This is a genomic window from Rhizobium mulingense (assembly GCF_029194105.1).
GTDB lineage: Bacteria > Pseudomonadota > Alphaproteobacteria > Rhizobiales > Rhizobiaceae > Rhizobium > Rhizobium mulingense.
Map to the genome: position 1 here is coordinate 134,553 of NZ_JARFVE010000011.1, position 18,468 is coordinate 153,020.

21 protein-coding genes and 1 pseudogene are annotated in these 18,468 nt (G+C 61.3%); 16 read left to right on the forward strand and 6 right to left on the reverse strand.

The features are described from left to right. Positions 1–120 precede the first annotated feature (120 nt). A complete protein-coding gene (locus PYR71_RS22890; RefSeq protein ID WP_275620953.1) occupies positions 121–549 on the reverse strand; it encodes a LysR family transcriptional regulator in 429 nt (142 codons plus the stop codon). 216 nt (positions 550–765) lie between these two features. Between PYR71_RS22890 and PYR71_RS22895 the strand changes: the two genes are divergently transcribed. The 4 genes from PYR71_RS22895 (at position 766) to PYR71_RS22910 (ending at position 2,828) form a co-directional block, all read left to right on the forward strand. Then, complete coding sequence (locus PYR71_RS22895) at positions 766–1,035, forward strand: cupin domain-containing protein (protein WP_275620954.1); 270 nt, start codon at positions 766–768, stop codon at positions 1,033–1,035. Positions 1,036–1,082: 47 nt separating this feature from the next. Further along, a complete protein-coding gene (locus PYR71_RS22900; RefSeq protein ID WP_275620955.1) occupies positions 1,083–1,220 on the forward strand; it encodes a hypothetical protein in 138 nt (45 codons plus the stop codon). Between the two features lie 367 nt (positions 1,221–1,587). After that, positions 1,588–2,352: an SDR family oxidoreductase gene (locus tag PYR71_RS22905; protein ID WP_275620956.1), complete on the forward strand. Its 765-nt coding sequence runs from the start codon at positions 1,588–1,590 to the stop codon at positions 2,350–2,352. A gap of 62 nt (positions 2,353–2,414) precedes the next feature. Next, positions 2,415–2,828: a cupin domain-containing protein gene (locus PYR71_RS22910; protein WP_275620957.1), complete on the forward strand. Its 414-nt coding sequence runs from the start codon at positions 2,415–2,417 to the stop codon at positions 2,826–2,828. Positions 2,829–2,877: 49 nt separating this feature from the next. Here PYR71_RS22910 and PYR71_RS22915 read toward each other — a convergent pair whose 3' ends face one another. The 3 genes from PYR71_RS22915 to PYR71_RS22925 all read right to left on the reverse strand — a co-directional run bounded on the left by PYR71_RS22915 (position 2,878) and on the right by PYR71_RS22925 (position 7,506). After that, positions 2,878–4,161, reverse strand: coding sequence for a cystathionine gamma-synthase family protein (locus tag PYR71_RS22915; RefSeq protein ID WP_275620958.1), 1,284 nt, complete (start codon positions 4,159–4,161; stop codon positions 2,878–2,880). Between the two features lie 86 nt (positions 4,162–4,247). After that, positions 4,248–5,327 (reverse strand): YihY/virulence factor BrkB family protein, encoded by a 1,080-nt coding sequence (locus PYR71_RS22920; RefSeq protein WP_275620959.1) that lies wholly within the window; start codon positions 5,325–5,327, stop codon positions 4,248–4,250. A 436-nt stretch (positions 5,328–5,763) separates the two neighbouring features. Beyond that, the gene (locus PYR71_RS22925; protein WP_275621043.1) at positions 5,764–7,506 is read right to left on the reverse strand and encodes an adenylate/guanylate cyclase domain-containing protein; all 1,743 of its coding nucleotides are present in this window, start codon (positions 7,504–7,506) and stop codon (positions 5,764–5,766) included. 610 nt (positions 7,507–8,116) lie between these two features. On the opposite strand from PYR71_RS22925, the gene PYR71_RS22930 reads away from it, so the two are divergent. After that, positions 8,117–8,569 carry a GFA family protein gene (locus tag PYR71_RS22930; RefSeq protein WP_275620960.1) on the forward strand — a complete coding sequence of 151 codons (453 nt, stop codon included), beginning with the start codon at positions 8,117–8,119 and terminating at the stop codon, positions 8,567–8,569. A gap of 224 nt (positions 8,570–8,793) precedes the next feature. After that, entirely contained in the window at positions 8,794–9,039 is a 246-nt protein-coding gene (locus tag PYR71_RS22935; protein WP_275620961.1) for a hypothetical protein, read from the forward strand. A 169-nt stretch (positions 9,040–9,208) separates the two neighbouring features. On the opposite strand, the gene PYR71_RS22940 is transcribed toward PYR71_RS22935, so the two are convergent. Next, a complete protein-coding gene (locus tag PYR71_RS22940) occupies positions 9,209–9,802 on the reverse strand; it encodes a phosphotransferase-like protein (protein ID WP_275620962.1) in 594 nt (197 codons plus the stop codon). Positions 9,803–9,909: 107 nt separating this feature from the next. Continuing rightward, on the reverse strand, positions 9,910–10,227 hold the full coding sequence (locus tag PYR71_RS22945; protein ID WP_275620963.1) for a hypothetical protein: 318 nt from the start codon (positions 10,225–10,227) through the stop codon (positions 9,910–9,912). A 77-nt stretch (positions 10,228–10,304) separates the two neighbouring features. On the opposite strand from PYR71_RS22945, the gene PYR71_RS22950 reads away from it, so the two are divergent. From PYR71_RS22950 to PYR71_RS22990, 10 genes and pseudogenes are all read left to right on the forward strand, one after another. Next, on the forward strand, positions 10,305–10,460 hold the full coding sequence (locus PYR71_RS22950) for an NUDIX domain-containing protein (RefSeq protein WP_275621044.1): 156 nt from the start codon (positions 10,305–10,307) through the stop codon (positions 10,458–10,460). A gap of 316 nt (positions 10,461–10,776) precedes the next feature. After that, positions 10,777–11,097 carry a hypothetical protein gene (locus PYR71_RS22955; protein WP_275620964.1) on the forward strand — a complete coding sequence of 107 codons (321 nt, stop codon included), beginning with the start codon at positions 10,777–10,779 and terminating at the stop codon, positions 11,095–11,097. 225 nt (positions 11,098–11,322) lie between these two features. Beyond that, positions 11,323–12,327, forward strand: a complete 1,005-nt coding sequence (locus PYR71_RS22960; protein ID WP_275620965.1) for a LacI family DNA-binding transcriptional regulator — start codon at positions 11,323–11,325, stop codon at positions 12,325–12,327. A gap of 36 nt (positions 12,328–12,363) precedes the next feature. After that, positions 12,364–13,656: an ABC transporter substrate-binding protein gene (locus tag PYR71_RS22965; protein ID WP_275620966.1), complete on the forward strand. Its 1,293-nt coding sequence runs from the start codon at positions 12,364–12,366 to the stop codon at positions 13,654–13,656. A gap of 93 nt (positions 13,657–13,749) precedes the next feature. Continuing rightward, positions 13,750–14,688 (forward strand): carbohydrate ABC transporter permease, encoded by a 939-nt coding sequence (locus PYR71_RS22970; RefSeq protein ID WP_275620967.1) that lies wholly within the window; start codon positions 13,750–13,752, stop codon positions 14,686–14,688. Next, a complete protein-coding gene (locus PYR71_RS22975; RefSeq protein ID WP_183934567.1) occupies positions 14,681–15,574 on the forward strand; it encodes a carbohydrate ABC transporter permease in 894 nt (297 codons plus the stop codon). Before PYR71_RS22970 ends, PYR71_RS22975 begins: the two co-directional genes overlap by 8 nt. Positions 15,575–15,578: 4 nt before the next feature. Beyond that, positions 15,579–17,297 carry a GH32 C-terminal domain-containing protein gene (locus PYR71_RS22980; RefSeq protein ID WP_275620968.1) on the forward strand — a complete coding sequence of 573 codons (1,719 nt, stop codon included), beginning with the start codon at positions 15,579–15,581 and terminating at the stop codon, positions 17,295–17,297. A gap of 37 nt (positions 17,298–17,334) precedes the next feature. Then, positions 17,335–17,633, forward strand: a pseudogene (locus tag PYR71_RS22985) (ATP-binding cassette domain-containing protein); the annotation flags it as partial. 3 nt (positions 17,634–17,636) lie between these two features. After that, positions 17,637–17,810, forward strand: a complete 174-nt coding sequence (locus PYR71_RS31040; RefSeq protein WP_416340308.1) for a hypothetical protein — start codon at positions 17,637–17,639, stop codon at positions 17,808–17,810. A 99-nt stretch (positions 17,811–17,909) separates the two neighbouring features. Further along, positions 17,910–18,437, forward strand: coding sequence for a sigma-70 family RNA polymerase sigma factor (locus PYR71_RS22990; protein WP_183934569.1), 528 nt, complete (start codon positions 17,910–17,912; stop codon positions 18,435–18,437). Positions 18,438–18,468 lie beyond the last annotated feature (31 nt).

Consider the following 18,468-nt stretch of genomic DNA (forward strand, 5'->3'; position numbering starts at 1 on the left):
CGATCCGGCTCCGGCGATGATGGGAATAGGGCGGCTCCGGCGCGGCGAGCGCCTGCGCGATCTCATTTCGAAGCCATGCACTTCCCGGATCGGCATCGAAGCGACGAAGCCAGTACACGGTCACATCCATTTTCGGCAGCAGACCAGCCATGACTGGAGCACCTTGCGGCTGGCGACCCACTCCGGCGGCTCGAGCGATCGATCGATGACGATGTCCGCTCGGCCATCGCGCAACACCTCGAAGACTTCTGACGAGGCATGATCGATCATCTGCAAGGTAACGGAGGGCGCAGCTTCGGCCACACGCGCAGCCAGCGGCGGCATCAGCAATGTCGAGAAGTAATCCGATCCGATCAGCACGAAGGGACGGGTCGAGGTGACGGGATCGAAAACAGCGGTAGTCGCCAATGCCTCTTCCATGCCGGCGAGCGCTTTTCTGACCGGCTGACGCAGTTCGAGAGCGCGCGCCGTCGGCATCATCTGATTGCCTTCCCTGACGAACAGTTCGTCGCCCAACAAGGCGCGCAACCTGCCGAGCGCCGAACTCACGGCCGGCTACGACAGCCGACCCGCTCGCCTGCCCGCACCGTCGAGAGCTCTGCCATCATGGCGTCGAAGACGCGCAACAGGTTCAGGTCGAGGGCGGAGAAATTACGCGGTCAATATCCCTTATACGATCATTCAATTTCCGCGCTGCGGCCGTCGGCGAAAGCGATGGTGAGCAGCTTGGAACTCTAGTCCAAATGACCTCAGAAGGAAATTGCCATGAGCGTTGCGGCGAGAACCGTACGAACGGTAACCTGGAACACGACTTACACCATCAATATCGGCAGGTTTGAAAACGGCGGCATTCTCGGCCTTTTCGAAAGCAAGGTTCCTGCAGGCAGCGGACCACCGATCCACATCCATCACAACGAGGACGTAGTGATCCATGTGATCGAAGGCGACTACGAGTTCTGGTGCGATGGCGAGCTTGTCCCGGTCAGTCCGGGCAGCTCGATCTTCCTGCCGCGCGTGCCGCATACGTTTGGGTAACCGGCACATCTCCCGGACGTAATCTCACCATCCTGACGCCGGGCGGGATGGAGGAGTTCTTCATCGAGGCGGCCGCCCAGGCACCGCGGCTGCCGGAAGACATGGATCGGCTGCTGCAGCTGGCGAAACGCTACGGCATCGAATTTCGGGGGCCGGCAAACTGGGAGGCAGACCGAACGCCCTGACCCCCGCGATATGCGGCTGCCCGCAATCAATGCCTCACACATCGCAATGCGCCTGGCCGTGAATATTCGCCAGGCACCCGGCGCTCCGTGGTCTGCACGAGCTCTCCTCGGCGTCCATTCGGCCGACGGGCTCGGTCGCAAGGCGAGCAGCCCTACTGCCTTTGCATAGGATGACAGCGACTAGCGAAGAATGGTTCGGGGTTAAGATCCGGCGCATTCTGCGGCTCGTCGGTTTCGGCCGGCCACGCCGGACATCGCGAGCGGGACGGGCACAGCAGCCTTCGCCAGCCTCATCGGGACCGTGGTGTCGGCGCCTGCCCTCAAAGTCAATAGAGGATACTCCTCGCAAAGGACAAGGAGACTACCCATGAAAATCGTCATTATCGGCGGCACCGGCCTCATCGGTTCAAAGACGGTGGAAAGATTGCGCAAGAAGGGACACGACGTGCTGCCGGCCTCGCCGAATTCAGGCGTCGATACCATCACCGGCAAGGGTCTTGCCGAAGCGCTCGCAGGCGCGCAGGTGGTGCTCGACCTCGCCAACTCGCCCTCCTTCGAGGACAAGGCGGTGATGGAATTCTTCCAAACCTCGGGCCGCAACCTCCTGAAGGCAGGGGCTGCCGCCGGCGTCAAACATCATATCGCGCTGTCGATCGTCGGCATGGAGCGGCTGCAGGACAGCGGCTATATGCGCGCCAAGATGGCGCAGGAAGAGCTGATCAAAGGTTCGGGCCTCCCCTACACGATCGTTCACTCCACGCAGTTTCATGAATTCATGGCGGGAATTGCTCAGGCGGGCGCAGTCGGCCAGATGGTGCACCTGTCGCCGGCTTACGTGCAGCCGATCGCCTCGGATGACGTCGCCGACGTCATGGCCGACGTGGCGCTTGCAGCACCCCTAAACGGCACGATCGAAATCGGCGGCCCGGAGAAGATCCGCCTCACCGAGGTCGTGAAGCGGCTCTTCAAGGCGACGAACGATGCGCGTCAGATTATGGCCGATCCGCACGCCCGCTATTTTGGTGTCGAGCTCGAGGACAATTCGCTCGTGGCAGGGCCGAAGGCCCGGCTCGGCCGCATCCGCTTCGACGACTGGCTGCTCCAGCATCCGCCCCAGAAGATGAGCGCCTGATCGCCGGGGCCGCTTTCGCGGCGCTCGCTGCAACCGTTCCCATCAATCCAAGGAGACCAGACATGTCAGGAAAATTAACTACGGCAGCGGCATTCGCCGTTGCCCTTGTTGCCTGCACCACATCCTATGCCGCGGGCGACAAGGCGAAGGTAACCCTGGTCTACGACCAGAAGCTTCCCAATGTTCCCGGCAAGAGCATCAAGGCCGTGCTCGTCGAATATAAGCCTGGCGGCATGTCGCCGGGTCATACTCACCCGAAATCGGCCTTCATCTACGCCACCGTTCTGGAGGGCTCGATCAAAAGCCAGGTGAATGACGGCCCGGTGAAGACCTATAAGGCCGGCGAAAGCTTTCCCGAATTCCCCGGCGATCATCACAGCGTCAGCGCCAACGGCAGCAAGACCGAGCCGGCGAAACTGCTCGCGATCTTTGTGGTGAACTCGGACGAGACCGAGCTGACGACCGACGACAAGTAAGCCGCCCTCGATGCCCGGCGCCGCCGGGCATCGTTTCCTCGCTGCGCCGTCAAGCGGATTGCAGCGCCAGTTCCAGATCGGCAACCAGGTCATCGGGATGCTCGATGCCGATCGACAGGCGGATCGTCGATTCCAGCACGCCGATCCGCTCCCTTACATCGGCGGGCACGCCGGAATGCGTCATCGTAGCAGGATGGCTCGCCAGCGATTCCGTGCCGCCGAGGCTGACGGCGAGTTTGAAAACCTGCAGCGCATTCAGGAATTTGAACGAGGCCGGCTGACCGCCGCGGATGTCGAAGGAGAAGGTCGAGCCGGCGCCGCTGCATTGCGCGGCGAAGGTGCGCCCCGACGGCGATTCCGGATCGTGGTAGGGCAGGTAGTGGACCTTCTCGACCTTCGGGTGATCGCGCAGGAAATCGGCGACGGCCCGCGCATTGCTGTTTGCCCGCTCCATGCGCAGCTGCAATGTTTCCAGAGACCGGCCGAGCATCCAGCAGGAATGCGGATCGAGCTGGGTGCCGATCGCGCCGCGCAGCGCCTTGACCTGCTTGACGACGGCCCTGCGGCCGAGAACGGCCCCGGCGATCAGATCGGAATGACCACCGACATATTTGGTCAGCGAATAGAGCGAGATGTCGGCGCCGTGCTCGATCGGCCGCTGGAACACCGGCCCGAGCAGGGTGTTGTCGCAGACGATGATCGGCGTATGCCCCTGCTTTGCGCCGATCGCATCGGCGACGCGCCGGATCATCGGGACGTCGACCAGGCTATTGGTCGGATTGGCTGGTGTTTCGATCAGGATGACGGAGACGCGGCCCTTGGCCACCGCCTCGTCGGCCGCCTTCTGCACCGAATTTTCGCTGACACCATCGGCAAAGCCGACCGCGGCGACGCCGAAATTGAGGAAGGTCTTTGCCAGCAAGGTTTCCGTGCCGCCGTAGAGCGGCTGCGAATGCAGGATCGCATCGCCCGGCCGGACGAAGGCGAACAAGGTGGTGGCGATCGCCGCCATGCCTGAGGAAAACAGCGCGCCGCTTTCGGTCTTCTCATAGACGGCAAGCCTGTCCTCGACGATCTCACTGTTGGGATGATTGAAGCGTGAATAGACGAGGCCCGCCCCCTTGCCGGCCGGCGGCTCGCGCCGGCCCGATACGTAATCGAAGAAGTCTCGGCCATCCTCGGCAGAATTGAAGACGAAGGTGGAGGTGAGGAATACCGGCGGCTTGACCGCCCCTTCCGAGAGCTCAGGGTCATAGCCGTAGTTCAGCATCTGCGTTTCGGGATGCAGTGCATGATTGCCGATATGCGTTTTGGAAGGATGCGGGGCGGTCATGATCGTCTCCTCTGTCGAGCCTGCCGAATCACAAATTACATCAAAACCGCATCGAAGCAGCAGGCATCAATGCCGCTCCTTAACGGTCAGCTCACGGTCTCGCCTAAAGTGTCTGCGACATAGGCCCCGCGCGCGCCCATCGGCAGCGGCTGCCCCGTCGTCGTGTCCTTGGCCGTCTGATGCTCGAGCTCGGCGTTCAGTTCCGCACCGACGATGAGGATGACGACGGAAAGCCAAATCCAGATGAGGAAGCCGATCAACGCGCCAAGCGTGCCGTATGTCGCATTATAGTTGGCGAAATGCTCGAGATAGAAGGAGAAGCCGAGCGACATGACGGCCCAGGCGAGCGTCGTCAGAGCAGCGCCCCATGTCATCCACCGCACTCTGGCGGGCTCGCGGCTCGGGCCGAAGCGATAGACCAGCATAACCGCGACCACCACCACCAGCAGCAGCAGCGGCCATCTGAGAAGGAGCGCCATTTGCTCCTTGAACTGGTCAAGCCACAGAAAGGAGAGCACAAGCGGCATCACGCCGACGAGGGCAACCATCAGGACGGCGAAGAATATTGCGCATAAGGTGAAGCAGAAGCCGATCAGGTTCAGTCGCACGAGGCTCCGTTTCTCATCCTCCTCATAGGCCACGTTCATCGCATCGAAGATCGCGAGCGTGCCGCTATGCGTGCTCCAGAGCGCGATGGCGAGACCCACGAAGAAGGTGATTCCGAGCGTGCTTTCGCGTCGTTCGATGAGCGCCGTCAGTTGGTCGGTTAGAAGATCGAAGGCCCCCGGCGGTAGGAGGACGACCAATTCGCGAAGATGTTCGGATATGGTGAGCGGATCGGCAACCAGTCCGTAGAGGGCGACGAGCGCCGCCAGCGCCGGAAAAATCGCCAGCAGCAGATAGAAGGTCACCCCGGCGGCGATGAGCGTGACCCGGTCGTTCAGGATCTCGTGGAAGACCCGCCAGAATACGTCACGAAGGCCGCTGAGCGGAATGGCCTCCGGCGTCGCCGCGCTGCGCCCATGATCGTCGCCGCCCCGGGCGGTATCGCTGGACAGGGCGACAGTGCCGCGCTGCCTTGCCTGGAGGACAACAAACGCGCCGATCGCTGCGGCCATCACCGTCGCTGCGATCGAGAACCTCTTGAGGCGGAACGCATCTGCCATTATCCCTGTCCTCCGATTTGCTGCGTGGATAACGCCGATTGCCGCTAAAGGATGCAAGCCGTTGCTTTCCTGCAGAAATTCCCGGGGCAGGGGAGGGCTGACGCCCTAAAAGAGACCAGACCCATGAAGTTTTGCAGATTATAAGCAACTGATTTTGTAGGAACTATCCCGCACTACGGAAGCAAAACCGGCCTTTGGTTTCGTTACCGCTTTGTTAGGGTGATATCGACAGGGGCCGTAAGTGGCGCCCCTGAGCGTCGGAACCTGGAAAACGCGTGCCGGGGCTGAATCCCGGCAGGCGAAAAAGTCCTTGCACACATCCAGTAGCGCCGTCGGCGATGGCCAGCAATAGCCGCTCCCCTTATCCGCGATTGGCTCCTCGAGCGGCAGGATCTGACATGCCGGACCGACAAAGGGAGAGGAAGGCAGGAAATCCTTATTCCGGGAGGCCAGCCTTGCGCAACGCCGACGCCAGCCCCTTCATGAGCTGCGGCCGCACGACATCCATTCGCACGAAACCACCGATCGTCCAGTCCGGCGCAACCTTCAGCAATCGCGTGGCGGCCGCTCGCGCAGCCTCCAAACGATCGAGATTGGCGTAGCTTGCCACCAGGCTAGCGTGGAGAATGCTGAAGCCCGGGTTCACCTGAACTCCCAGGGCCGAGTATTTCACGGCATCCTCGAACCGCCCGGTAAATAGGCTGACCCATGCCAATGCGAGATAGGAATGATAGTTCATCGGATCGAGCGGACTGAGCCGAAGGGCCTTGAACGCGTGATCGCGGGACCGGTCGTAGATCTCGTTGAACATATGCACCATCGCACTCAGCCCGTAGGCGAGCGACGAATTGCTGTCTAGCATCAAAGCCCTGTCGAGTGCGTTGATCGACCGCTCGTAGTCATGGCTGATCGTGGCATGAACGAAGGCTCCGAGGCACAGCGCCTGCGGATCGTCCGAGCCGGTGGCGAGCGCCGCATCGGCGTGGCTGAGCGCCGCGGCCCTGTCCTTGGGATCGAAGCCACCGCGCAGGAAGCGCTGCTCGTATCCCCAGGCGGCGTAACCGTGCGCGGCGGCATAGTTGGGATCAAGGCGCAAAGCTTCAGCCAGCAACCGCAATGCTTCGCTCGTGTCCGCGGGGGTATTGGCATAGCTGTGCGGCAATGCGCGAAGGAAAAGGTCATAAGCGTCCAGGCTGTCAGGCCGCTTGCGGCGCGCCCGCTCTATCTCCGCACGCCTGATTGTCGGTTCGAGCGTCCCGACGATGCGCTCGGTCAACTGGTCCTGCAAATCGAAAATGTCTTCGGCCGCACCTTCGAACTTGTCGGCCCAAATATAGGTGGCGCTCTTCCCTTCAATCAATTGCGCGCTGATGCGCACTCGGCTTGCCGCCCGCCTGATGCTGCCTTCCAGCACGTAGCGGACGCCCAGTTCTCTGGCGATCTGCCTGACGTCGGTCGCCCTGTTTTTATAGGCGAAGGTGGAATTTCGCGCGATGACGAACAGGCTCGGAACTTTCGAGAGGTTGGTGATGACATCCTCGACCAGCCCGTCGGCAAAATACTCCTGCTCAGGATCACCGCTCATGTTCGCAAAGGCCAGCACGGCTATCGACGGTTTGTTCGGCAAAGTAGGCGGCCTGGACAGCCGCGCCAGCGGGGACGTTCCTTCCTGCACGAGACGGTGAACCGTGATCGGCTCGGCAATGTTTTTGACCTGCTGCTCACCCATCGCTTCAAACCCGAAGGAGAGCGTCTTTTCGACCTCACGCGCGACTTTGCCGGAGATGCAGACACCGCCAGGATCGGCGAGCTGCTGCAAACGCGCCGACACGTTGACGCCATCGCCATAACAGTCATCGCCATCGACGATGACTTCGCCGAGATTGAGCCCTATTCTCAATTCGAGCCGCTCGTTCTCCTTCACCTCGGCGTTGCGCTCCTTGAGCGCCCGCTGCACCGACACCGCGCATTCGACAGCATCCACGACGCTGCCGAACTCGGCGAGCAACCCGTCGCCCATGAGCTTGAAGATGCGGCCGCGCCGCTTTGCGATTTCCGGCTCGATTAGTTCTTTTCGAATCCCGACGAGACGCTCGAACGTCCCGGTCTCATCACGCTCCATCAGCGCCGAGTATCCAACGACGTCAGCCGCAAGAATGGCCGCAAGCTTCCTCTCCATAGCCCCCCCCACAAGACGACGTGCCAAACGTTAACACACAAACAAGGGGCAACCTATAAACCACTATATCGACCCGGCGCGCCGTCCTATGGCGGCACAGCGAACCGAAACGTTGATCGGCGGCAGCGGCTGCATGAGACGGAGGAGCGCCGATCATCCGGTTGTCCGCGGACAACAAGGATTGCGATGGCAGTTTGCCGGAGCAGAACGGTCCCGCCTGTTGTGGCGGCAGCGGGATAGTTGTCCGCGGACAACGCAGCACCGAACCCGCTGACGTAGTCGCGCCATGGCGCGTTGCACCTGCGCATTATTAGCGCAACCCCCAGGCTTGAATTCGCCGTATTGCCTCACTACCTCGTAACGACCCGACGCGCCATACTCCTCCTCGGCTGCGTCGGCCCGATGGACAGCACTCCTCCTCCCATGCTGTCGGTCACTATTGAAGCCCGGCGCCTTCTCCCGCGCCGGGCTTCTGCCCCTCCGAAAAGCACCAGCGCGTCCGCCTCCCTTCGAACCTCGCGGTCGGGCCTTGAGCGCCAGACCCTATGCTCTCCGACATCTGTCATCGAATGCCCGTCAGGGTCGACAGCGAAGCAAGCGAGATTGGAACATGAAAAGACTTGCACAATGCCACTGCGGATCACTCCGCGCGAAGACCTCAGGCGACCCACTGATGGTGAGCCTATGCCAATGCCGCGACTGCCAGCGCAGTACTGGCGCGGTGGCGGGCAGCGGCGCGGTCTTCGAGAAAGCCGAGGTGACTACCGAGGGAAAGTGGAAGCTCTTCGAGCGCGCCGGTGCGGACGGGCGCAAGGTTCGCTTCCGCTTCTGCCCGAACTGCGGAACCTCCTTGTATTGGGAGGGCAATTTCAATCCGAATCTCCGCATCGTCGCCGTCGGCGCCTTCGCAGACCCGACGTTCCCCGCGCCCCTGGTTTCCGTGTACGAACGATCCAGGCATGACTGGTTGCAGCTTCCGGACGGCATGGCGCGTGCGCAGCGGGGATTGGTTTCGCTGGCCGCTACGGTAGATGACCGGCCGCTTGGCGAGCGGATGCGCTGAATCAGAAGCCGCGGTTGGGCCCACTTTGAGCCGGTGTCTGACAGATAATCTCCATGGGCTCACCGCTCATCTCGACTCGCCAGGGAGATTGGAAATATTCCGATCGATACCGAGCCGTTCCCAGGCCGGCTTATCATACTGATCGAGCACGAATGCATCGCTCACCGACAGCGGCGCGACGACACGCGGTCGTCCCATCCTCCCGCATATAGCCGGAAATCGCAATGATCGCCCCATTCAGCCGAAGAGCTCATATAGAGAACAGGCTGGCCGAACCGGTGGTAGCGGCCGCCGCTCTTCTCATCTGGAGGGTCGAGCACCTGATCGAGGCGTTCGGCAAGCACGGAACGAAAGAAGCGCCCGCTTATCTTGCAGAAGATGCAAGACGGTTCGCGTATTGGCGGCTGCCGTTCCATATGGGGCCTCAGAATTTTCGACCTGGGAAACTGGGAACTATCGGTAATCGCTGACAAAAAATCGCGTCAACTACATGGCTGCCCGTTTTTGCATCAGGGAGCAGAGGAAATAAACGCCGAAATCACTTCCGCAACAGCAACCATCCAAACAAATTCAATGTGTTAATTTCTCTTGGCCGATGGAGAATACCTACGCCAGCGAACCAAATCTTGACTGCCATCATCAAGCGGGAGCGGGCGAGCCCAAATCGCCGGCGGCAACGCTCAAAATGTGATGCTGGATTGCTGCTGCGCTGACCTCTGCGGTTTTGGCAGTCACGTCCAAATCCAGGGTAAATCGATGTTTGGGATCGAACACGCGCGCTTGTCTGCTTTTCTCTCTGGAGGCTTGCGCGTCAATTGACTTCAGCCGGTCGCGACGCGCGGGCGTCGAAATACGGCGCGCCAATTCCTCCTCGTCGCAAAGCAATCTAATCGGCACCAGCAGCGCCCCACACCGTCGGGCCGCGTCGGAGATCTGCTGATACGTGCGAGCGCTACGATCGTCGCCGTCGATACCGGCATGGGTGAAAATGAAGTTCGCCGGGGGAGGGCAGTATGCGACAATCGCATCCAGCACCGCTTGCCGCACTCTGCCGGTGTACTCCCAGAGTCCTTTCGGAAGCGGTGTCACGCCGTCGTCATCGAGCACGCGGAGTATCGGATTATTGAACCAATGATTATCGATGATCTTTGCAGGAAAGAGCGAACTCAATTCAGTCGCGATCATCAGCTTCCCAACGCCGGGGAAGCCCATCAGCAAAACGAAAATACTCATGGCGGTGTCAGCTTTCCAATCTCACGCTGAGAGATCGGCAGAATAGCGGATATCGCGGAGGTCGCAATGGCCGCATCAACGGCGCCCTGCATCGGATCCCCCACCGCTCACACCACCAGCGACCCCTGCCTTTCAGCGACTGTCACCACCGCCCGCGTTCCGGCGTTGAAGGCGAGGAAGTCCGCCTCGATGCCGTCGCTGAAGATCACGCCGTGTTCCGGCATTTCGGAGACGATGGTCAACGGCTGGGTATCGGAGACGAGGCCGACGGCGATCGTGGCGCCGGTGGTGCGGCTCGGGAAAGGTTCACGGACGAAGTAGCGCAGATAATCCGCATCCGAGGCAACATTGTCGGCAAGGTCGCGGAAGACGAGCGCCATCAGCTGGCCGGGCATCATGCCGACCGAGGCGAGCGCCTGCAGCATTTTCGGATCGGCGTGCTCGAACGCATGACAATGACGCCTTCAAACCGATCGCGACCGTCGATCTCGCGATCTTCTCGCTGTCGCCGGCTGGCCCCTCCGTGCTTCTCCTGCGGCGGGCGAACGCGTCCCTTTCCGCCGAATGGGCCTTGCCGGGCGGCTGGATCCATATCGACGAGGATGCGGATCTGGAAGCTGCGGCGCGGCGCGTGCTGAAGGAAAAGACCGGCGTCTGAACACCCTATCTCGAACAACTGCAAACCACGGGCAGCCGCACCCGCCGAAGCCGATTTCCTGGAGCCGGTCGAGGGCGAAATGCGCCGGGCCAGCAATCGCCCCGCGAGGTCTTCCGATTGAAGCACATCCGGTCGCTCGCGCTCTTCGACCGGACGACCTGACACGCCCGATTAGGCTTTTCAACCGAAGCTGCGTCTGCCGGTCGAAAGGCTCCAGACCTTCCACATATTTGTCAGCAGCTGTTGCGGAACAATGACCTGCCAGTGAGGTTGTGGATAGGCCAATAAGGCAAAATTCCCCAAGGAGGATATCGCAATGCGTATGAAACTCGTAGCAGCTTCGCTTTTTGCCATCGGCATGGCCACATCGGCCTTCGCCCAATCCAATCCGGCGCCGGCCGGCGCCACGATCGATAAGAACCAGGCTGATCAAGGTGGCGGCGCGAGCGGCAACACGAATGCCAAAAAGCCGATGGCAACCGATACCACCACGACCGGCTCCACGACCGGCGGCGCGATGAAAATGGACAAGACCAAGTGCCCCAATCCGGTCAACAACTCGGCAAACCTTCAGACGCAGGGCGGCACGAGTAATGCCACGCCGATGGACGAAGCCTGCGCTGCACACAACAATTGAGCGCTGCCTGCGAGAAAAACCCCGCTTCGGCGGGGTTTTTCTCGTGATTACATGTGGCTTTCCGACACCCTCATTCGAACATCCATAAGAAGTTCGCGTGAGTTGACCACAGCACTCAGGGGAAACCCCCGGAGGCGGCATTTGCGTTCCGCAACGCCATCCCACCTTGACTCCCAGCAAAAGGACCGATATCAATTTGGGTAATCGATAACCCAAGCGAACCCAGTGACATCTTCACTCAACGACATAGCCGCCCGCGCCGGCGTTTCAGTCAAGACCGTCTCGGGCGCTTTGCATGGCGGGTCGGCACGCATGTCGGAGGAAACCCGGCAGCGGATCAAGGAAATCGCCCAGGAACTCGGCTATGTCACCAACTTCGCCGCCCGCAGCATGCGGCAAGGCTGGATGCCGCTCGTCGGCCTTGTCGCCGATGATCTGATCACCTCGCCTTTCGCGACGGAGATCATCCGGGGGCTCGACGGCGCCGTGCGCGCCGCCGACATGGCCGTCTTCGCCATGACACTCGGCGGGCACCGGAGCATCGCATCGATCCTCGACGAGATGCGGCGCTTTCGCCCGCGGGCTATCGCCTATGCCGCCATGTATCACAAGAGCGTCGACCTGCCGCCCGAATTTGCCGATGCCGTCGGCGTCATGATCAATTGCCGCGATGCCAACGACCGCGTCACCTCGCTGGTGCCTGATGAAACGGGGGCGGCGCTCGAGATTACCAAATATCTCATCGATGCCGGCCGCCGCAACATCGCCTTCATCAATCTGCCCGGCCTGCTCGCCGGCGAACTTCGCGAACTCGGCTTCCGGCAAGCGCTCGATCAGGCCGGCATCGACGGAGCCGGCGCCATCGTCCTGCCCGCCGTCAGCAAGGCGATCTACAGCGATCGGGCGCACAGCATCGTGGGCGCGCATGTGCATGCGCTGATGAACGCCTCCCAGCGCCCCGATGCCATCCTGTGCGGCAATGACCGCGTGGCCATGGAAGTCTATGCCGCGCTGCGCCGGACAGGCGCGTCCATTCCCGACGACGTTGCCGTTGCGAGTTTCGACAACCAGGTCGAGATCGCCTCGCGTCTCGACCCGCCGCTGACCACGATGGCGCTTCCGCATCGCGCCATGGGCCGCCGGGCCGCGCAAATCCTGCTTGCTGAAGACCGGGCTCCGGTCGGGGTGCAGAAACTGCCGTTCCAGCTGGTGGAGCGGGCATCCGTATGAATTGAAACAGGCCCATTCAATTGAGGAGGAATTCTAATGGGTAAACGTTTACTTTGGTCGCTGGTCCTGTCCTCGGCACTATCAGCCGTAGGGGCGCAGGCAGCCGAAAAAACCGCAATCCAGGTCATGCATCAGGGCGACCCCGGTTTTGTCGCCGCCTACGGCAAGGTCGCCGAACGGTTTGAGGCCGCCAATCCCGATGTCGACGTGCAGTTCATCTACGCGCCGCACGACGCCTATAACGAGAAACTCAGCGCCGCCGTCATGGCCAAGCAGCTACCCGACGTCATGGAGCTCGATGCGCCGTTCCTCGCCAATTACGTCTGGTCGGGCTATCTTCAGCCAATCAAGCCGCTGATCGACAAGGATGTTCTCGACGACATGACGGAGTCCAACATCGCCCAGGGCACATATCCGATCGACAAGGACCTCTACGCGATCGGCCTGACCGACTCCTCGGTTGTTCTTTACGGCAACAAGAAATATCTCGAAGCGATCGGCGCCCGCATCCCGAAATCCGTCGACGATGCCTGGACCCGGGAAGAGTTCGAAACCTACCTCGAAAAGCTTTCCAAGCTCGATGGGGTCAAGTGGCCGATCGACACCTTCCGCGGCTACGGCATCAAGACCGAATGGATTACCTATGCCTATAGCCCGATCCTGCAATCGGCCGGCTGCGACCTCATCGATCGCAAGGCTTGGAAAGCCGAAGGCACGCTCGACAGCGACGCCTGCGTCGATGCGCTGGCGATGATGCAGAAATGGGTCAAGAACGGCTGGGTCGTGCCGCAATCGGCCGGAACCAACCAGTTCTTCGCCGAAGGCAATCCGGCAGCGCTGGCGCTCGGCGGACACTGGGTCTATGCGGAAGCCGCCGCGACCATGAAGGACAACATCGTCGTGCTGCCGCTTCCGAAGTTCGGCGCCAAGGGCGCGAGCCCCGACGGCACCTGGATCTGGGCTATCACCAAGACGTCGGCGCATCCCGATATCGCAGGCAAGTTCATCAGCTTCCTGCTGAAGGACAAGGAATACAGGACCTACGTCGCCAGCCAGTCGGGCTATCCCGGCCTGAAGAGCTTCGCCGCCGAATCCCCACTCTATGCAGCTGGCGGCCCGATGGCGATCGCCTTCGAACAGGCGTCGAAGACGGCCGTCGCCCGTCCGCCGCATCCAGCCTATCCGACCATCACCTCCGCCTTCATGCAGGCGGTCGACGAGGTATTCAACGGCGGCGATCCGAAGGAGGCGCTGACATCGGCCGCCAAGAAGATCGATCAGGATATCGAGGACAACGACGGCTACCCGCCATTCGGCGACGAGCAATAGGCGTCATCGCCGTCGTCAGGTCGCGGTGCGGCGATGTCTCGAGCAGACATCGCCGGGCCGGACCGGCAGCCAAGTTGAGAAAGGAGGAGCTATATGGCCCTGCAGCAATCGACATCTTCGACGTTCGTTCGAAAAGCCTCGGCACGCCGCCACGACAAGGGACGGCTGATGCAGGAAGCCGCCATGCTGGCGCCGGCCGTCATCCTGTTGACCCTCTTTCTGATCGTGCCGTTCCTCCTGTCCTTCTGGACGGCGATGACCAACCAGCCTCTGGTGCCGCGGCCGACGCCGGTCCGCTTTGTCTGGTTCAACAATTTCATCCGTATCTTCCAGGACGAGCTGTTCTGGACAGCGCTTTGGAACGTCTCGCGCTTCACCTTCTGGATCATTCCGGCGCAGTGCGGCCTCGCTTTCGCGACGGCGCTGCTGCTGCATCAGAAGCTGCCGCTCCGCAATCTGCTGCGCGGCATGTTTTTCCTGCCGGCGATCACCTCGATGGTCGTGGTCTGCGTCATCTGGGGCACCTTGTTCCAGTATCCTACCGGGCCGTTCAACCAGATCCTCGGCTTCCTCTCAGGCGGGGCGATCCAGCCGATCGATTGGCTTGGCGATCCGCAATGGGCGATGTTCTCGCTGGTGCTGCTCTCGGCCTGGCAGGCCTATGGTTTCCAGATGATCGTCTACCTCGCCGGCCTTCAGGGCATTCCCGACGAGTTGTACGATGCCGCCAAGATCGACGGCGCCAACGCTTTCCGCCGCTTCTGGCATGTGACCATGCCCGGCCTGCGGCCGATCCATGTCTTCGTGCTGGTGATCACTACCATCCAGGCCTTCAAGCTCTATACCCAGGTCGCCATCCTCACGCAGGGCGGACCAAAGAGCAGCACCGAAACTGTCGTGCATTACATGGTCCGCGCCGGCTTCGAAGAGCAAAAGATGGGCTATGCCTCCGCCGTCTCGGTCATCCTGTTTGTCATCGTTCTCGTCATCGCGCTGGTCCAGCGCCAACTCCTGAGGCGCTTCGATGTCTGATATCGCTCTCTCGATTCCACAGGCCCGCACCGCGCGCCCTCGTTCCGCCGCCAGCGTTCTCCGCGCCATCCAAACTGTCAGCATTTTCATCATCGCATTGGTGATCGTCTCTCCATTGCTGCTTCTGGTCGTCGCCAGCCTCAAAGACGACCGGTTCCAGATTCTGGCCGACATGGGCAGCTTCCGGGCCTTCTGGGTGTCGAACCCGACGCTCTCGAATTATGCCGAAGTCGGCCACCTCTCGGGCGAACTCGCCTTCGGGCGCTATCTCATCAACTCGCTGATCATTCTCGTCACCACGGTTTGCTCCGGCCTGATCGTGAATTCGATGGCCGGCTTCGTTCTCGCCTGGGGATCGCTCAGGGGCCGCGCCGTCATTCTGTCCATCGTGATCGCGCTCTATGTGATCCCGCAGGAAAGCATCATCATGCCGCTGGTGATCATGGTCTCAAGGGCGGGTATGTCTGATACCTTCGCGGTGCAGATCGTGCCCTGGGTCGCCAGTCCGCTTTACATCTTCCTGTTCTACCAGTTCTTCGCGCAGCTGCCGAAAGAGTTGCTGGAGGCAGCCGAGATCGACGGCGCCTCGTTTTTCCGGGCCTATCGCTCGATCTTCCTGCCGCTCAGCCTACCCGCGCTCGCAACCGTGTCGATCCTCATGGGAATCGAGACCTGGAATCAGTATCTCTGGCCGATCCTGGTGACGCAGACCGACTATGCGCGGCCGATCGCGGTGGCCATCGCGACCTTCTTCGGACAGGACAGCATTTACTGGGATCGAGCAATGGCCGCCTCCGTTTTGATGATGATCCCGATCCTGGGGCTCTACCTCGCATTCCAGCGCTGGTTCGTGAGCTCCTTTATCGGCTCTGCGGTGAAAGGTTGAATCGATGACAAGCCAAGCGAGCTCGCCCTCGGATGAAGCGGGGCTGGAGACGATCCGCGCCGTCCTGCCCGCGAGGTCCACGGTCCATGCCTGGATCAGGGCGTCGCGTGGCGGCACCCCGGGAAGGCTGACGGCACATGTCGACGGAGACGCCGCCGGCGCTGTCGAAACGTCAAATTCTGATGAGTTCGAGTTTCGGCCGATGACGCTGGAAAGAGGCGGAGAGACCGCCTTCTCCTACGATCCGGCGACAACCGAGATATCGGTCCTTTATGCTTTCCTTGAGCCCCGCGTTCTCGAAGAAGGCGTCCGGCTGCTGCATGTCCGCCCTGCCAATGCCGCCCCAGAAGTCCCGGGCGGTTATCATTTCCGCCCACCTTTCGGCTGGATGAACGATCCCAATGGGTTTGGAAGGTTCGGCGGCAAGCCGCACCTCTTCTACCAGCACTATCCCCATAGCCTGCGGTGGAACAACATGCATTGGGGCCATGCGGTGTCGGAGGACTATCTTCGTTGGACGCATCTCCCGATTTTTCTTTTCCCTTCGGATGAACTTGTCGCCCGGGCCAATGGGCGGGGCGGGGCATTTTCCGGCTCCGCGATCGCTCTTCCCGGCGCTGAAGCCGGCCTTCGCATTTTCTTCACCGAGCACATGAAGGATCGAGAACCGGAGGAACAGGTACAGTTCACCGCCATCAGCCGCGATCTTGTTACTGTCGAGACGGCAGATCTGATCCTGCCGACGCGTCCCGCCGGGCTCGGGCTGACGACCGATTTCCGCGACCCTTACGTCTTCCCAGGCCCCGACGGCAAATGGAAGATGCTGCTCGGCACACGAGACCGCGAGGGCGGCGTCATCCTGCTCTACGAAACCGACGATCCGGCCGCGGCGGCGGGATGGACTTTCCTCGGCACGCTTCACCGCGAAAACCGCTTCGGGATGACGGCGGCGGAATGCCCCTGCATGCTGCCCCTCGACGGCCCCGCGAACGACCCGGCGACGCGCTGGGCCCTGATCTTCGGTCTGCTGACCAGCCGCGACCCGGCAACCGGCCGGCGCAACATGACGCTCGCAACCATCGGCCGTTTCGATGGCCGCAGCTTCTCCGTAGAATTCGAGCAGGAGCTGGATTTCGGAACCGACGCCTACGCGTTCCAGGCCTTCGTCGACGAGGGCGGTCCGGTCGGCATTGCCTGGCTTGCGAACTGGACCGATATATCAAGAGAGATCGACATGCCGACGGCGATGACCCTGCCGCGCCGGCTCGCATTGCAGAGCGGTGCGCTGATCACGCCGCCGGTATCGGGTGTTGAAAGCCTGCGTCAGCGCCAGTTGGATGCCAAAGGTTTTCTCGACGGCCGGACCGTCGATCTCGCCAGCGGCTCCGTCGAAATCCTGCTCAACCTCAGGCAGGCCGGCAATGCTTTCCGCCTCGATCTCGAACATCCCGAGGCGACGGTCACGGTTCAGCTGAACGACGACGGGCTGAGCATTCCCTTCTCGGTGGCGAATGCCAAAGCATCGCCCCGCTATATCGCCGCCGGCGCACGCCCGTCGACCATCCGGATCTTTCTCGATGCAGGCTCGATCGAGATCTTCGCCGACGATGGCCGCTGGACGGGCACCAAGCGGCTGCCCGGTTTCAAGGGGGTGAGTGCGGTGCGTTTGACCGCACCCGAGGGAAATATAATCGCTGCCGAAATCTGGCAACTCGGTCTTTGATCTGGAGGATGATACGAGCATGCCGGGCAAGAGCACGATGTTGCGCTGTATCAACGGCCTGGAAGCGCTCCAGAACGGCTCGCTCCTCGTCGACGGCATCACCGTAAACGACCCGAAGACGGATCTCAGGAAACTGCGCCAGCAGGTCGGCATGGTTCAGAGCTACAATCTGTTTCCGCACCTGACGGTGGGGCAAAACATTACGCTGGCGCCGTGCCTCGTGCAGAGCCTTCCCAAAATGAGCTGCGCGCCCTCGCCGAGGACGCGTTGCGGCGGGTCGGCCTCGAAGGCAAGCTCGATCATTTGCCACGCCAGCTTTCCGGCGGACAGCAGCAGCGCGTGGCGATCGCGAGATCGCTGGCGATGAAGCCCAAGGTGATGCTGTTCGACGAGGTTGCGTCGGCGCTCGATCCCGAATTGACCGGCGAGGTCCTGAAAGTTCTCTGTTCCCGTTTGCACGATTATGAAATGCTCTCCATCCGCAAGAGACGGCCGCGGGGAGGTCTTGACTGATCGACGAAAAAGCGGTCCGGCGAAAACACCGGTTTGTCCGATATCGTACGGCAACGAAAAGGACGGCAGGAACTTTCCCTCTCATTCCAGGAGAGAAAAATGACTTCCTCGTCTTCCGTACGTCCTGCGTCGCATTGCAAAGAAAAGTCCGCAATCGAGCTTGAGATCGTCGAATTGACGCCGGCCTTGCGGGCCTTTGCCCGCAGATTTTTGCGCAGTGAAGATGACATTGACGATCTCGTCCAGGAAACCTTGCTGAAGGCGCTGAATTCGGTGCATCTCTATCAGCCCGGCACGTCGCTCAAATCCTGGCTTTTCACCATCCTTCGAAATACGTTCTGCACCAACTACCGCCGGCGGAAACGCGAACCGGCAGGGATGGATGCGGCGATTGAGCAGGTGGCGATCGCACCGACCCAGGAGTGGACGCTGCGGGAACACGAGTTGAAACGGGCGATGACGCGTCTATCCGAGGACAGGCGCCGCGCGCTGACATTGGTGGCTGCCGGAACGAGTTACGAGGACGCCGCCAGGATGTGCGGATGCCGGATCGGCACCTTGAAAAGCCGCGTCAGCCGTGCCCGCGAGTCCCTGCTGCAGATGCTCGGAAACCATCTCGCCGACTGAGCGCCCAGTCGGTCCATCGGCAGGCCGGGCA